Annotated in this window: 10 protein-coding genes; 9 read left to right on the top strand and 1 reads right to left on the bottom strand. The window is 42.0% G+C overall.

Annotated elements, in window-relative coordinates; translation table 11 throughout:
• Window positions 1–79: 79 nt before the first annotated feature.
• Complete coding sequence (locus FNW02_RS16525) at window positions 80–1051, top strand: Npun_F2552 family protein (RefSeq protein WP_191758600.1); 972 nt, start codon at window positions 80–82, stop codon at window positions 1049–1051.
• A gap of 978 nt (window positions 1052–2029) precedes the next feature.
• Window positions 2030–2215, top strand: coding sequence for a TLTLP motif-containing protein (locus FNW02_RS16520; protein WP_191758599.1), 186 nt, complete (start codon window positions 2030–2032; stop codon window positions 2213–2215).
• A gap of 672 nt (window positions 2216–2887) precedes the next feature.
• Here FNW02_RS16520 and FNW02_RS16505 read toward each other — a convergent pair.
• A complete protein-coding gene (locus FNW02_RS16505) occupies window positions 2888–8677 on the bottom strand; it encodes a translocation/assembly module TamB domain-containing protein (RefSeq protein WP_191758596.1) in 5790 nt (1929 codons plus the stop codon).
• A 261-nt stretch (window positions 8678–8938) separates the two neighbouring features.
• Here FNW02_RS16505 and FNW02_RS16500 point away from each other — a divergent pair, with 261 nt between their 5' ends.
• From FNW02_RS16500 to FNW02_RS16470, 7 genes are all read left to right on the top strand, one after another.
• The gene (locus FNW02_RS16500; protein WP_191758595.1) at window positions 8939–9361 is read left to right on the top strand and encodes a DUF3110 domain-containing protein; all 423 of its coding nucleotides are present in this window, start codon (window positions 8939–8941) and stop codon (window positions 9359–9361) included.
• 737 nt (window positions 9362–10098) lie between these two features.
• Entirely contained in the window at window positions 10099–11367 is a 1269-nt protein-coding gene (locus tag FNW02_RS16495) for a histidine kinase (RefSeq protein ID WP_191758594.1), read from the top strand.
• A gap of 138 nt (window positions 11368–11505) precedes the next feature.
• Complete coding sequence (locus FNW02_RS16490) at window positions 11506–11967, top strand: BON domain-containing protein (RefSeq protein ID WP_191758593.1); 462 nt, start codon at window positions 11506–11508, stop codon at window positions 11965–11967.
• 181 nt (window positions 11968–12148) lie between these two features.
• Window positions 12149–12574 (top strand): CAAD domain-containing protein, encoded by a 426-nt coding sequence (locus FNW02_RS16485; RefSeq protein ID WP_191758592.1) that lies wholly within the window; start codon window positions 12149–12151, stop codon window positions 12572–12574.
• Window positions 12575–12964: 390 nt separating this feature from the next.
• A complete protein-coding gene (locus FNW02_RS16480; protein WP_191758591.1) occupies window positions 12965–13372 on the top strand; it encodes a hypothetical protein in 408 nt (135 codons plus the stop codon).
• A gap of 226 nt (window positions 13373–13598) precedes the next feature.
• A complete protein-coding gene (locus tag FNW02_RS16475) occupies window positions 13599–14489 on the top strand; it encodes a helix-turn-helix domain-containing protein (protein ID WP_191758612.1) in 891 nt (296 codons plus the stop codon).
• Between the two features lie 97 nt (window positions 14490–14586).
• Window positions 14587–15771, top strand: coding sequence for an NAD(P)H-quinone oxidoreductase subunit H (locus FNW02_RS16470; RefSeq protein WP_191758590.1), 1185 nt, complete (start codon window positions 14587–14589; stop codon window positions 15769–15771).
• The last annotated feature ends 227 nt before the right edge of the window (window positions 15772–15998 follow it).

Genomic DNA, 15998 nt, shown 5'->3' with positions numbered 1-15998 from the left:
CCCCAGTCCCCATTTCCCATTCCCCATTCCCCATTCCCCAGTCCCCAGTCCCCAGTCCCCAATCCCCAATCCCCATACCATGCAGACTCAAAAACCATCCGTCAGTTTAATTCGGGCTACTTCCTACGAACAAGAGGCTTTACGAGAATCTTTAGCTACACTGCTAGAACCTTTAGGAGGAATGGCAGCTTTTGTTAAAAAAGGCGATCGCGTCTTACTCAAACCTAATTTACTTACAGGCTCGCGTCCTACTAAAGAGTGTACCACTCGCCCCGAACTGGTTTACGAAGTAGCCCAGATGGTAATTAAGGCTGGTGGTAAGCCTTTTTTAGGAGATAGTCCGGCTTTTGGCAGTGCTAAGGGAGTAGCAGTAGCAAATGGCTATCTGCCTATTTTAGAAGAACTGAATTTACCGATTATTGAGTTTCACGGCAAGCGGTATCAAACTGTAAATGAAGATTTTAATCACCTGCGGCTTTGTAAAGAAGCGATGGAAGCAGATGTAGTAATTAACTTGCCTAAAGTCAAATCACACATGCAGCTAACATTAACATTGGGTGTAAAAAACCTGTTTGGTTGCGTTCCCGGCAAAATGAAAGCTTGGTGGCACATGGAAGCTGGGAAAGACGCAAACCGATTTGGTGAAATGTTGGTAGAAACCGCTAGAGCAATTAACCCAAACTTAACCATTTTAGATGGGATCATCGGTCATGAAGGTAATGGCCCTAGTGGCGGCGAACCTCGTCAATTAGCCATTTTAGCAGCAGCATCAAACGTATTTGCCTTAGACCGGGCAATGATAGAAATTCTCAATGTCCCACCCGAACAAGTACCTACTGTTGCCGCTTCTCAAAGACTGGGAGTTTGCCCAGAACTTGCTGCTATAGAGTTTCCTCACTTACATCCTGACTTACTAAAAATAGAAGATTGGCGGCTACCAGACAAGTTAATGCCCATTGATTTTGCTATGCCCCGCGTAGTTAAGTCTACGTTTAAGCATCTTTATATTCGGTTTATTAAAGAACCAATGAGTGTTTATGGTAAACGTTAGTTTATCTTTAGGTTTAGGCTAGCAATAAATGCAAATGCTACAACAATTTTACTTACCAGCAGAGTAACCTGTAATTACCCTCCGATTGCTTAACCAGACCGCCCTACTCTAGTGGCGGTTTTTTTGGGTTAATTTGTTATAAGATTTATATATAAAGTCCGGTTAAATAGTTTTGATTCCAAGGTAGCGTCGACTACAGGAGAAAGGACTGAAATATTCAATCTTGATTTACCGAATAAAGCTCATAGTTAAGCAGTTTTAGGAATTGGAATTGGGTATTTATCTAATACAAAAATTGCCTACGTTCAAGATATTTTTACTCTACCTATATACAGATTGACAAAATTGCAGTCATATTAAATAGATTTATGAATTTAAATTTCAAAATATTTGTTTGGTATTATCACTGAATTAATTTTGGACAATACGATTAATGTATCTGTATTTATTCGGTAGGGACTAATGGTTTCAAAAATTATCACTACCTGGTTCTTCATTTGTCTCAAATATTTTTATGTATATCTACTGTTGAATAATTGAAAACACAGATATATGTTCAGTATTTTTGCGGGAATTGTATTCTGTATCACAAATTGCTAATTGCGTCAAAATGAAGTGAGCAAGGGCGTTGTCAGATGTTATAATTGGAGAAGTTCAGAAAAACACATTTTGCTAATTAATCTTTAATCAGCAGAAAAAGGTAATTTATAATGCTGTTATCATCAGCCATGCGTAAGGTATCTGTTACATCATACTGTGAAGCATCTGAAAATATTAGTCACAAAATAAAACCTGATTCGTTAGCTGATGATTTTGTATCAGAATGTTCATGTATAAAAATAACATTATGACGCTTGCCAAACTGGTTGAATTTCTTGACAGCTAAACATTTTACAGTTAAAAAATAGCTAAAATAGCATCAAGACTCTCACTTAGAGAGTAGACCTACAAGTGATCCGACGAACTTCAATTTTTTGTATGAATTCAAATAGCCAGTCTGCCAATGCCGACACATATTCCCATCGTTTGGCAGACATTGTGGGAACTGCGATCGCACTATTGACCCTAACACTACCAGTGTTTGTCATCGCCCACTATTCTTCACCCGATGTTCAGAATAATCAACAACCCCTGACCTACAACTTAGAAAGAAGTGAAGATTAGACAAAACTTCCCAATAACATTTCACCAACAGAAAACCTCGAAAAAGGAGAAAGCAGATTTTGAAACAATGTCTGTGAACTCAGTTTATCGAGAATAAATTGCATCCGTGTTGCTTGACCATATAGCAGTGGAAAGGCTTGAAAGTCTCTCAGCATGAAGATTTTATGATCAGATGATGTCCCAAACTACATAGCAACAGCTATAGTTTAACAATCTTGATTGAGTAAGGGCAAAAACCCCTCTAGCGGCAATCAAGGGCGAGGGAGAGCTATACTAATGTCTTGAAAAAAGCGTTGCGTGAAAACTTTGCAACGCTTTTTTCATTCTTTGGTTATTCAACGTCAACACTTCTTGGTTAAAGGACAATACGGTTCAGTTAAGAATTTCTTCCTCCTCTTTGCGTCCAACCCTGCGGGTACTCCGTTGGAGAACTCGTAAGAGTAGCCGCTCTGCGTCTATGCGTCCTTCTGGTGCGTCCACTACGCGTTGGCAAAGCCTCTGTCTACGACACGCTACGCGAAAGTAGAGAAAGCAGTGTGCCTCCGACACGCTACGCGAACGTGAAAAAATTGAATTTGACAAATAGTTTTAGCCTTAACTGAACAGTATTGGGTTAAAGGAGAAAGGAATGCATGTTTGAATTTACCTTTTCCTCAAATCACAAGGTTTTATTTAAAAGCGCGTTTGATACTCCACAATTGCACGACTGTCATCAGATAAATTAGTGGAAGCACGCGCTCGAAATTCATCATTTATCCGGTAATTTACACCCCACTGAAAGGGATCATCTGCGGTCAAAATCTTGATGCTGGAAACGGAAACTTTGGGAGAAATATCAATCCCGGCTTCTGCTGCTAACTCTAAACTTGAGCTGCTCCTTCCCGCTTCGGGATTCTCAGAGATAACGGTGGGAAATACACGCAGTTCACTTAAACCCAAAGCACCACCAATCTGGTTAAAAGCTGACTGAAAGTTGTTGAACACAGCTGAGCCTGCGATGTTTATTAAACCCAAAGTACTATCGCCACGTCCTTGAGTATCTACAAACCCACCTCCCAACAGAGCTACAATTTCTGTTTGACCACGTGACGGACTACTGGTTAGTTGCAGATTTTCGTTCAATTGACTGGCAGGGCCTTTGATATTGGCTTCTACTCGCACAGTTTCTAAGGCTGATAACCCAGTGGAATTTGAGCGACTGAAGTCACTATTCTGAATGATATCTAGTACCTTAGCAAATAGCTGAATATCTAAATCGGGGTCGCGGGGTTGATTGGCTGTAAAAGTTGCAGTGTGTTCATAGCCACGAGCAAGACTAAATTGGGTAGTAAACAAATTTACTCCACCTGCTTTTAGCCGAATAGTACCATCAGGTATAGGTTGACCGAAGGAGCCATTAACTGTCAGATTACCAGTTGCTCGGAAGCTGAGAATCGGTGGACGGGTAATTTGGACGTTTTTCCCTAGTTCTAGTTCTAGATTATTAAACCTTGCATTTTCATTACCCGTTTCAGCTTTACTTTGCTTGTTGGCTTTAGTGAGTGACACACCGATACTACTATTTGAAGCTTGCGTAGTGTTGGTATCTGCCAGCAAAACTTGACCATCAAACAAATCTACTTTACCGCCAACTAATGGGTTAAGGGCAGAGCCAGTAATCTGCAAATTGCCGTTAGCGCCTCCTTGATATAATCCCTTCAGGTTCACCTTTAACTGATCGAGGTTAACAGTCAGGGGATTGTTGATACTCACTTTGTCATTGTCAAAGATAGGAATCTCTCCAGCCGCTTCTACCTGACCCCGGCTAAACCTACCTCGAAGATTTTCTACTAAAACTCGGTCAAAATCAAACAGTACCTTACCTGTGACACGTCTCACCTTTCCTGGTAAAGCCTGTGCTGAAAAAGTAGCATCATTAATCGTGGCAATTCCATTTACCTGTGGCTGCTGTCTCGTACCGCGCACCTGAATATCTATTTGTCCTTCACCCCTCTCAAACGCCACTTGGTTAGTCAACAGGTTTAACAGTGCCAATCCTTCATTTTCCACTTTCACATCCAAACTGATTTGCTCGCTGTCTGGCACTATGGAAGCAAAAGGCAACTGGTAAGGTATGCTGCCAGTAATATTAACTGGTTCTGGCCCGGCAACTGATACGTTGCTGCCAAAGTTCAAGCGTCCATTAGCATAACTGAAACTTGCTGTTGCTGACTCTACTGCTTTTTGATTCAGCGTTCCTTCTGTAATTTGCAATTCGCCTTGAGCTTGAGGATTGGCAATGCTACCTGCTAAAGCTGCTGTAGCGTTAAGATTACCTGTCACACCAACTGGGAGTTTGACGAAATTATTCAATACTTGTAATGGAAAATTATTTACCCGCAGTTGACCAGACTGTTCATTACCGCCAATGTTACCTGCAAAAGCAATTAGTCTATTTTGAGACTCAAACCGTAAAGGCCGCAACCTCAGTACTCCGTTCTCAAAGTTGCCTTCGGCAATTACTCTATCAGCACTATAGAAACGACCTGGTTGTTCTTCTTTACCCCAGACAAAATTTTGACCATTTAAATTAAATTGCACTGAAAGTCCGTTAGCTGTAGCAGTATCTACAGCCACTTCCCCGTTGAAAGTCCCTTTTAAGTCTGCTAAATCTGGTATGGGACTAGATGTCTGCTGTTGTTCCTGTTCTGCAAGGAGGGCGTCGATTTCATAAAAGCGCTGGAGTTGGTTCAGTAAAGGCTGATTTGGTAAACCTTGGGGAGTGGTGGTCAAATCTGCTGCTGTACCGTAGGTTGGCTCTGCCGAACCGCGTTGTAAATCTTGTAATTCAAATACCTGTGCTACTGCTAGGACATCTTGAATATTACCTTGGTTAACGTTAAGTTTACCTTGTAATTGAGGCCCTTTGGCAGTTTGACCAAAAGTACCAGCAAAGGCATAACGACTGTTGCCTTTGACAAATTCGCTATTGGTGAGTGTTGCTTGACCATTACCATAGCGGAACTGAGCAGCTACACGATCGCCTTTAATATAGCCAATTTGCGGATTAGCGATCGCTAAATTCCCGTTTGCTGCTAATGTCTGCTGATGAACAAGTAAATCCCCAGTTAGTAACCCAGCTAGCCTACCAGCACCCAAACGCAGGTTTGGCGGCGCAGTCAAATTCAATATTTTTAACGGGAAGTTTTCCACTTTAAGTGCCAAATTATCCCCTTGAGCTTGACCTGATGCTAATGCTTGTTGCCACTTGACTAAAAAGGATTGGGGACGATTATTAGCATCCAAGTTGAGAGCAATACGGTCACTACTACCAGTCAAGTCTAAATTCAAACCGCGTCCCTGAGCTGACTGAATATTTCCAGTTAATAGCGGCTCAAAAGCAATATCTTGAACTACAAAGTCTCGTAACTTGATTTGCCCTGTGACATTTGGCAAGGGCAGCTTACCAGTGATTTGACCGTTAAAATCAGCTTTCCCAGCCACAGCCAACTGATTAGGCAGATTAATCGGCAACTGTTTGAGATTATAATTCTGCGCTTGGACGTTAAGATTTAATGCAGTAATTTCTGGTATGCCTGCTCTCTGTGCATTGGCTAATATGTCACCAGTGATATTTAAACCTGGAGCAGTTGCTTGCTCAATGGTAAGCCTTTCACCATTCCAAGCGATCGCAGCTGTTAAAGGTTGCTCAAAACCAGGGATACCTTGAGACAACTGCACCTGACCAGCAGCACGCACATCAGCTAATTTGGACGCTCCTAACGTGCCTACTACTTGCACCTTCCCGCCCAACTGACCTCGTAACTGCTGATTCAACCGAGCTAATTCCACGCCTGAAGCATCGACCACAGCTTGATAGCGACCATTCACCAATTGGATATTAGAGGCTGTAACTGTGCCACCTGTAACATTCACCTGTGCTTGACCGCTGGCTTGGATATTTTGCGGTTGGAAAGACTCCACAGAACCCGCTACATTCAATTGAGCATTCAATGCTCCTTGAAACTGCGGTGGTATTGCTGCCAATTGTTCCAAAGGCACATTATTTGCTTGAATTTGCGCCTGATAGCGACCATTAGCCAGTTGGATATTTTTGGCTGTAACTGTGCCACCGCCAATATTCACCCGTGCTTGACCGCTGGCTTGGATATTTTGCGGCTGGAAGGACTCTACAGAACCCGCCACCTTAAAATCACCATTTAACGCTCCTCTAACCCGTGGTGGAACTCCTGCTAACTGTTGCACAGGCACGTTATTTGCTTGAATTTGTGCTTGATATACACCATCAGCAACTTGAATATTTTTGGCTGTAACTGTGCCACTAGCAACAGCAAGGCGAGCCGTACCAGTACCGCGCAGGGTTTTGAGGCTGAAATTATCTCTGCTACCTGCTATTTGAAATGTACCCGCCAACGGCCCAGTTAAAGCTGGGGGAGACTTTTTCAAGATTTGCCCCAGCCGTACACCATTTGCAACCAATTGAGCAGAAAAGCTTTGGTCTTGCAACTGGATATTAGAAACTGCAATTGTGCCGCCAGCAACTTGAACTCCTGCTCCTTCAGTGCGAATTGTCGCCACTTGGAATGGCCCTGTAGTTCCTGAGAGAATGAGACGACCATTAAACTGCGCCCCAGCTAAAGAAATGTTTTGCAGTTGATTTTTGTTAATGAAGGGTTCTAACTGCACACCAGAAGCTTGAGCAACAGCTTGCCAACGTTGATTAGCGTAACTGCCACTTCCCCGTACTATACCACCAGCGACATTAAGGGCGACATTGCGAAAAGAGATGGTACGATTTGGAGCGATGCCTGCGGCAACCCCAGAGGGGAACACAACTTCGCCAGTTCCGGGGTAAGTTCCGCCAGGAGCTTGGAACTTTACCACAGTCTGGACACTGTTAGGAGCGCCTCGCAGTTGAGCTGTAGCTGAGAGAGTACCGATTTGAAAGTTAGGTTTAGTTTCGTAAACTTTAGCGATCGCATCCCCAGGAAGGTTCTTTGCGGCGAAATTCAAATCCAGTTGGGGAGCTTTACCAAGTTGGATTATACCAGCACCCGTAATTTCACCGCCAACTGTAGTTTTACCTTGAATATCTCTAAAAGTAATTCTAGGAGAATCTGTATAAAAATCGAACTGGCTACTGATGCTATTAAAATCAACTTTGTCAATTCGCGCAGTTTTAATCGTGGCAACTGTGCCTGAGAGAATTGGCTTAGTGGTTGGCCCTAAAATCTGCAAATCTGCTTTTACTTGCCCGGTGACAGGCACAGGCAGTGTTATCTTGAGAGCCTCTTGGGCGTTTGCCAAACTCACGGCATTTACACGCCCTGCCAACTTAAAGCCTGCTTGAGAGTCGATAATCCCCGTAGCTACTAAGGGAATTTTGCTGTAATTGGTAGCAACATTGTCTAGCTGTACTTCTGTTCCTTGGAAACGGATGTTGCCTTGGATGTTATTAAATAGTTGTGGTACGCGGGGCACTTGAAGCGTCACCCCTTGTAAACTGGCACTGCCAAACAATAAAGTCGGCTGTCCTGGGACTAGTTGAACCTGCTGCAAGTCGCCATTAACTCGACCCGCCTGTAAGCTAAACGGCAACTTGATTAAGCGGGTAACATCCGCAGCCAGCAAGCCTTGTCCTTGTAACTGTAAGTTGCCAGCTAGTACCTTGGAACGCGTCTCTCCCTGAATGGAAATGTTACCACCACTATCCGCTTGACCTGCCACGTCAAACTTGATCCGTTGGTTATTTTCTAAAAGTTGGGCAGTTCCATTGAGTTGCGAAAACGTCACAGGAGATTCCTGAGCGCTTTCTGAATCCTGAGTTCTGTTAGCGGATAGCTGTGGTTTAGCCCGTCCTGAGTTAGGAGTACGAAGTTCCTCCCCTGCCCCTCTGCTCCCCTGCCCCTCTGCTTCCCCTGCTCCCCCTAATTCTCTCTCCTGCGGCATCAACGCCAGCTTGCCATTACGAAACCGCAGTTTATCCAAATCTGTTTTTATGCTTCCGCCTTTACCTGGCGGCGCTATATTAGTGGTAATCCAGCGCCCTTGGTCGTCTTGTTCAATGTAAACATCGGCGTTGACTAAGGTGACATCTAGTTTTAGTTGGCGGTTAAAGATTAATTGCAATAGGTCAAAACCCACCTCTACAGAATCGACATCTACTCGGTCTGGATCTGTAGGTGTTGCTGGGATGGCTGAAGCCCCAAACTGCACTCCCGTCAAGGAAAACTCTCTGACATTTCCTAGTTTTACTGGACGATTGAGTGTAGTAGTAAGACTTTGTTCTGCCAGTGGCGTTAACTCTTTTTGGACAAAAGTCCGCAACCGCCAAATACTGCCAAAAATTCCAATGAGCAAAAGTCCGCCCAAGGCAATGCCACCGCGACTCAACACGAGTAACCACACACGTTTGCGGACAGGAGCAGAGGGGTGATGATCTAGATTGGGAGATTTAATCATTTGCTTTCACTGTATCAATTGCTGGATGTAGCTGGCACACCACAAGCATTAACTGGCACAATAATTTACTATGCCATTTCCAGGATAAGTCAACAAAACCCAAGACCTTATCGGTTGAGTTACGGCATTTGCACTACTCGTTATTTATCCTTAATAATGTTGGTGCTCTCAGGAAAATCCGCACAAAGTGAAAATTGTCGCTGTGACTTTCCCTGAGGGACAACCTAGAACTTTAATATGAATAGACTTTAAAAAGGACAGATGATTACACCTATGCGTGTTTTTGTGTTAATTTTTAACGCTCGAACTGAAAATGAAGGGATTCACACGATTCGAGTAGGCGATCGCAATAAAATTCTAATGTTCGAGTCAGAAGACGACGCTACGCGCTTTTCTTTGCTGCTAGAAGCTCAAGATTTCCCCGCACCTACACCAGAGCCAATTGATGCTGAGGAAATCAAAGAATTTTGCGAAAGTGCTGGGTATGAATGGGAAATTGTCCCGGAAAACAGCCCTCTAATCGAAAAAGTTCCCGAAATTAACGTAGAAGAAACTGATTGGCAACCAGATGCCTCGAAGGAGGATACTGATCAATACACTCGACCCAACCAACAACTAGAAGAACCAGAATTGTCTGATTCTGAGCTTGACAACATTCGTCGCAAATTAGAAGGATTGTTGTAATGAATTCAAGTTGCTAATTACCAAGAATCGGACAAGGGAAATATAAATAATACCCCTTGTCCACTCAGTTTAAAAAATTAATATTTAGGGAAATAAACAAGGTTTTGTCGATTGCAAAAAACAATAACATTTCTTAATCATAATCTTCTGAGTAGGAGAAAGGCATAAGCAGATTATGACTATATAAATCTGTTGCTGATAAATGGCGGCTTTCACTAAATAAGGTTATAAATTTGACGGCGATCGCACCAATAATCGATTAATATCTTCTTGAGAGCAATCTATACGACTGCTGATTAAATCTACAAGCGTTTGGCGATGATTTGCAGTCCCTATTGGTAAGAGATTCTGAATCTATATTTTTTAAGATTGATCAAAGTGCTCCCGAATTCACTTGATATAGAGCTTTGATAATTGCAAACAGTCTAATGTTTGTTAATATATTGAATGATATGTGTAAAGAGCAAAACTTCTTAATACTATAGTTAATATTTAATTAAAAAACCAGTTATTTATACTTGTGTAATTATCAAAAATAAAAACTAAATCATCGGGAATAAATCAAGATTTTATACTTGCTAATTTTTAAGCATTTGGATAAATTCACCTATGCCCAATGATAGAGGTAAAAATTATTCCAAGCGATTGATGAAAAATTTTATTTAAAAAGGTATAAAGGGGATTATTGACAACTATAAATTTGTGAATAATTGCTTTTTAGTGTTGGGAGAAAAAACATGGTTGTAGGTTTACATAAACGTGCTGTAGGGGTATTTTCTAATCGTCGTGATGTTGAACAAGCGTTGCATGACTTAAAAAATGCTGGTTTTAGTATGGATAGAGTATCTGTCATTACGCAAGATGGAGAGCGTGATGATATTGCTGGGGCTGAAGTACGTGATCGCGTTGGCGATAAATCTGACGAAGGGGCCGCAGTTGGAGCAGCAACAGGTGGTGCTTTAGGCGGATTAACTGGTTTATTAGTCGGTCTTGGTACTTTGGCAATTCCTGGAATCGGGCCAATCATGCTCGCCGGAGCCGCAGCAACTACCTTAGCTACCACTCTAGCTGGCGCTGGTATTGGTGCAGCAGCAGGCAGTTTACTGGGTGCATTGATTGGGTTAGGAATCCCCGAAGAACGAGCCAGAGTTTACGATGAACGAGTCAAGCGGGGACATTATCTAGTCATCATAGATGGCACAGATGCAGAAATTGCTAGCGCCCAAGCAATTCTAAATCATCGAGGTGTTGAAGAGTTTGGTATTTATGATCACCCAGATGCTAAAAATGCAACAACTGGTTATGTAGCTCCCACTTCTACTACTGCAACTTCAACTACCGCTCGTAGAGATTTTGGCAGACGCGCTATCGGAGCATTTTCTCATCGTCGAGATGCAGAAGCAGCACTTACAGAATTACGAGATGCTGGTTTCGCGATGAATAACGTCTCTATTATTGCCAAGGATGCAAGCGGTCAGAATATAGCTGGTGTAGATACAAATACTGGTGCAGGTAATAAAGCAGGCGAGGGAGCAAAAGCTGGAGCAGCTACAGGCGGCGTTTTAGGCGGTTTAGGCGGTTTATTAGTTGGATTAGGCGCTTTAGCAATTCCTGGAATTGGGCCTGTAATTGCAGGTGGTGCAGCCGCGACTGCTTTAGCGACAACGGTAACTGGTGGTGCTATAGGTGCAGCCGCCGGAGGTATTGTTGGTGGACTAGTAGGCTTAGGAATTCCTGAAGATCGGGCGCGAGTTTATAGCGATCGCTTTCAAAGAGGCGATTACTTAGTAATTGTAGATGGTACGGAAGCTGAAATCCGTCATGCTGAAGGGATTCTAAAACGTCGAGGTATAGAAGAATTCGCTATCTATGATGCTACTGATGTAAGCGAACATCGCTCTGGTTTCGACCGAGTTACAAAGTCTGATACCGTTCGTACCAATTACTCAACAGGAACTCACGATCCTTCTGTAATCATTGTTGACCGTCGAGACGAAACAATTTAACCCAAAAAAGTTGTCACTCACACTCACCCTAAAAAATTGCTAGAGCAAGAATTTCGTAACCTTGCTCTCTCTTAAAACACTTGCTCCTTATTACTGCCGTAAATATTAACAGACTTCTTTCGAGCCAGAATCAAACATATGCAAAAGCTAACTCCTTTCCTAATTAGTGGCCTTTTAGTTTTTGGTGCAGCCGCTTGTCAAGATCCTGCTAGAACCAGTGTAGATGCGCCCGATACAGTTAATGCTAGTCCACAAGCGCCGACTGCACAAACAACACAAGCTTCTAAAGAAGATGCACAAAGTGAAGTCCGCAGAAGACAACTAAATGCAGATATTCGCGCTCGTGAACAGCGAAATAATGCAACTGGTGGCGATGCAAATAGAGCGCCAGCTGACCTAGCCAGTGAAGTTCGCTCTAAATTAGAAGCAAATATACCTGGTGGACAGTTAACAGTTAATGCAGTAGAAAATGGTACTGTGACTGTAGCGGGAACTGTAAATAATCAGGATCAGTTGTCTAAAATTGAACCTTTAGCTAAAGAAATCAAAGGTGTTACAGCCGTAGTTAACAAAGCAACTGTTGCTCCACCAAAAAGCTAAAGTGGCTATCAACAAATTTATAGAAGTAGGTAAGCATAAATAAAACTTTAATGCTCCTACTAAATGGTGGTGGTCAGTTGTATTTACTACTGACCACAAATAATTGACAATTGACGACTCTCAAAATAATGTTTATTTAAGCCAATCACTTAAAAAACTGTCGTAATTGCCGAAAAAAACTATGGAATCCGAACAGCAACTCAATATCAATACCACTGCATCACAGGGTCTACTAGCACTTGAAGGTGCAGAAACTACGAACTTACCAAAGTTACCACCTGCTCCTGAACCGGAGCCACAATGGCAGCAAGTTAGCAGACAAATTGCTCAATTTTTAGAACAACTACCTGATTACTTAAGTAGATTTTTTAATGAATACAGTCAGTCTTTAATAACTGTAGCTTTAATTTTCGCAGCGATTGTTACAGTTAAGGTGGTGCTAGCAATACTGGATGCAATTAACGACATTCCACTGTTATCACCAACTTTTGAGTTAATTGGAATTGGTTACGCCACGTGGTTTACTTCGCGTTATCTTATAAAAGCTTCAACTCGGCAAGAATTGGCTGAAGAAATTCAAGTACTAAAAGAGCAAATTGTAGGCTAATAAATTTCAAACCTATTAACTTACTTTCAATGCAAAAGTTGATATTGTTGAATATTTGATTATAGGATGGAGATTAGCCATCCTATAAACTTGGTTATATTTTGTTAGAAGTAAATTACTTTATTTAATTAATAAAAATAAGCAATTATAGCCGATAAGTTATATTCTAATATAGCTAGATGACTTTGATCAGCTTAATCATCTTTAATAAAAACTGTGTATTACTTTGCTGGACTGCATTGTTGTTCTAAATACATCCAAAGACAGAGAAAACAATATGTCTTTTAATACAAATCACTTCTAAAGATAGTAGATTACACATGAGAAACCGCCTAATCTAGTTCTCGAAGTTATTCAACAAAAATATTTAACGAAGCGAGGACATAATTCATGGCTAATCAAGCAGATAATAAATCAATAGACTCATCTGATCGGGCCGAAGTAGATACGTATGATCGTGGAATTATCCCAGCCGAAACTGCTGCTCGAATGGAAAGAGAAGGAAATCTTTACAAAACAACTCCTACAGAAGAGAGAGAAGCAAGCGCACCTACTGATGATCAAACCGATGCTGGAAGCATACGCACCACTGATGGTTACACCGTAGACAAAGAAGGTTTGTTGAACAACTATGCAGTTGAACCGGAAATGTACTATGAAGAACCAGGTGATGCACGGCAACAAGCAGCAGAAGATACCGCTGAACGTGTTGAAGAACTAGGAGAAATTAATCAGGACGAAGAAGGTAAGTTGACAGAAAAAGGTGACAAACGAGGTAAAGGCCCAGGAGTAGTTTAGTTAATATCTCTTACTTTTTCCGATTTTCCTAGGTGCAAATACACGTAAAAGGGCTAACGGCACAGGTTGTACAGACGCGATTAATCACGTCTGTATTGCTATTTGAGTAGACCAATGAATAAAAAACCACGCCCACAATGAGCGTGGTTTTTGGGCATGGTAGAGACGTTGCAATGCAACGTCTCTAATCATTAAATTGAATTGGTATAAGAATTTGCGATCGCCCATGTCAGAAAAAAAGCCCTTGGTTATCACCAAAGAAGATGAAATATTCCCACTTTACCCGCGTCTACCAATTCTCACAAGCCTTCAAGCAGGTTGGCGTGGCTTCTCATTTGGATATATGTGTCAACCTGCTTCTGCATTTCCTGAAGTTTGCACTCCCCGGTGGCACTCTCTTGGCATTTTTACTCATGGAGAGCGAGTAATTTATGCTGAGCGGAAAATGGATGGACGCAGACATCGTGATGCCGTATGCGGAGGCGATATAGTTATTACTCCCGTTAACATCGGGCATGGGGCTTCTTGGGAAGCTGAAGGAGACTTTATCTTACTTGGCATCGAACCGCAGATTGTGGCTCGTGCGGTTGACGCAGCAGATGCCGAACAGATTGAACTTGTGCCATACTTTGCCACACCAGACCCCCTGGTGTATCAAATAGGGTTAGCACTAAAAAGCATTTTGGAAAACAATCCTTCAGGGAGTCGTCTTTATGCAGAGACAATGGTGAATGCTTTATCAGTACATTTAATGCAACACTACTCTACACGAAAACTGATATTAAAAGCATATAAAGGTTTGCCACGGCGTCAATTACAGCAAGTTATTGATTACATTCATGCACATCTCGACCAAAATTTAGGTTTAGCTGAATTGGCAGCGTTGATACCAATGAGTCCTCATTATTTTTCTCAGCTTTTCAAAAAATCTACAGGAATGACTCCTCATAAATATGTAATTCACTGTCGGGTGGAACGTGCCAAGGAATTATTGCTGAAGGGAGAAATGGCAATTGCTGAAATTGCTCGCTTGGTTGGTTTTGCCAGCCAAAGTCATCTGAATTTTCAATTTAAACGTCTATTGGGTGTAACACCGAAAACTATTCAACAAAGATAGGGCAAATATGCAAAAAATCGGACGAATTTGAAAGACTTTAGCCCGTAATCTTCCTACACTATCCACATAGTTAAAGATTAAGGAAACTTTATTATTTATGGGCAGAATTGAAACTAAAACCGAGCCAATGGTGATTAACATTGGGCCCCATCATCCCTCCATGCATGGGTGTTTTCGGATTGTTGTCACCTTGGATGGAGAAGATGTAGTAGACTGTGAACCTGTCATCGGCTACCTGCACCGAGGTATGGAAAAGATTGCTGAAAATCGTACCAATATTATGTATGTCCCTTATGTAAGTCGATGGGACTATTATGGCGGGATGTTTAATGAAGCAGTAACAGTAAATGCTGTCGAGAAATTAGCAAATATCTCTATCCCAAAACGTGCCAGCTACATCAGGGTAATCATGCTGGAGTTAGCCCGAATTGTCAACCATCTGCTGTGGTTAGGGCCTTTTCTAGGAGACTTTGGCGCACAAACTCCAATCTTTTACACTTTGCGCGATCGCGAAATGATTCTTGACTTGTTTGAAGCTGCCACAGGCTATCGCATGGTCAACAATAATTATTTTCGCATCGGAGGGGTTGCTGCTGACCTGCCTTTCGGTTGGGTAGATAAATGCGAAGATTTTTGTAACTACTTTGCCCCCAAAATTGATGAGTATGAAAAATTAATGACCAATAACCCCATTTTTCGCCGCCGAGCTGAAGGCGTGGGAGTTTTAAGCCGTGAAGATGCTATTAACTGGGGTATTTCTGGGCCTATGTTACGGGCTTCTGGCGTGAAGTGGGATTTACGAAAGGTTGACCATTACGAATGCTACGACGATTTTAACTGGGAAGTACAGTGGCATACAGCAGGAGATTGCTTTGCTAGATATCTCGTCAGAATTGGTGAGATGCGTGAGTCAGTCAAGATTATTCAGCAAGCACTCAAAGACTTACCTGGTGGTGCATACGAAAATTTGGCAGCACAACGCATGGTAGCAGGTGCTAAATCTGAGTGGAACGGGTTTGATTATCAATTCATTGCCAAAAAAGTTGCACCTACATTTAAGATTCCTCAAGGCGAAAATTATGTTCGTGTAGAGTCAGGAAGAGGAGAATTAGGAATTTATATCATCGGAGATGATCATGTCTTCCCCTGGCGTTGGAAAATTCGTCCAGCCGACTTCAATAATTTGCAAGTTTTACCTCAGTTAATCCGGGGTCAAAAAGTAGCAGATATTTTCGTCATTCTAGGAAGTATTGATGTTGTGATGGGATCGGTAGATCGTTAAATGAGGAAGTGGGCAGCAGGGGAGGCAGGAGAATTTTAGATTTTAGATTTTGTACCAATTTAAAAAAAGAATGTGACAGACAGACCATGTAGAGACGTTGCACTGCAACGTCTCTACCAAAGGATTTGTTGCAATCATTAATTGAATCGGTATTAGATTTTGGATTGAACAATCTAAAATCCAAAATTGTAAATCCAAAATTGAGGGAATAGGGGGAGGAAATTCTT

The organism is Komarekiella delphini-convector SJRDD-AB1 (genome assembly GCF_014831675.1).
In the GTDB taxonomy this organism is placed as follows: Bacteria; Cyanobacteriota; Cyanobacteriia; order Cyanobacteriales; family Nostocaceae; genus Komarekiella.
Note: the sequence above shows the minus strand (reverse complement) of the source record. Positions and strands in the feature narration are given on the sequence as shown.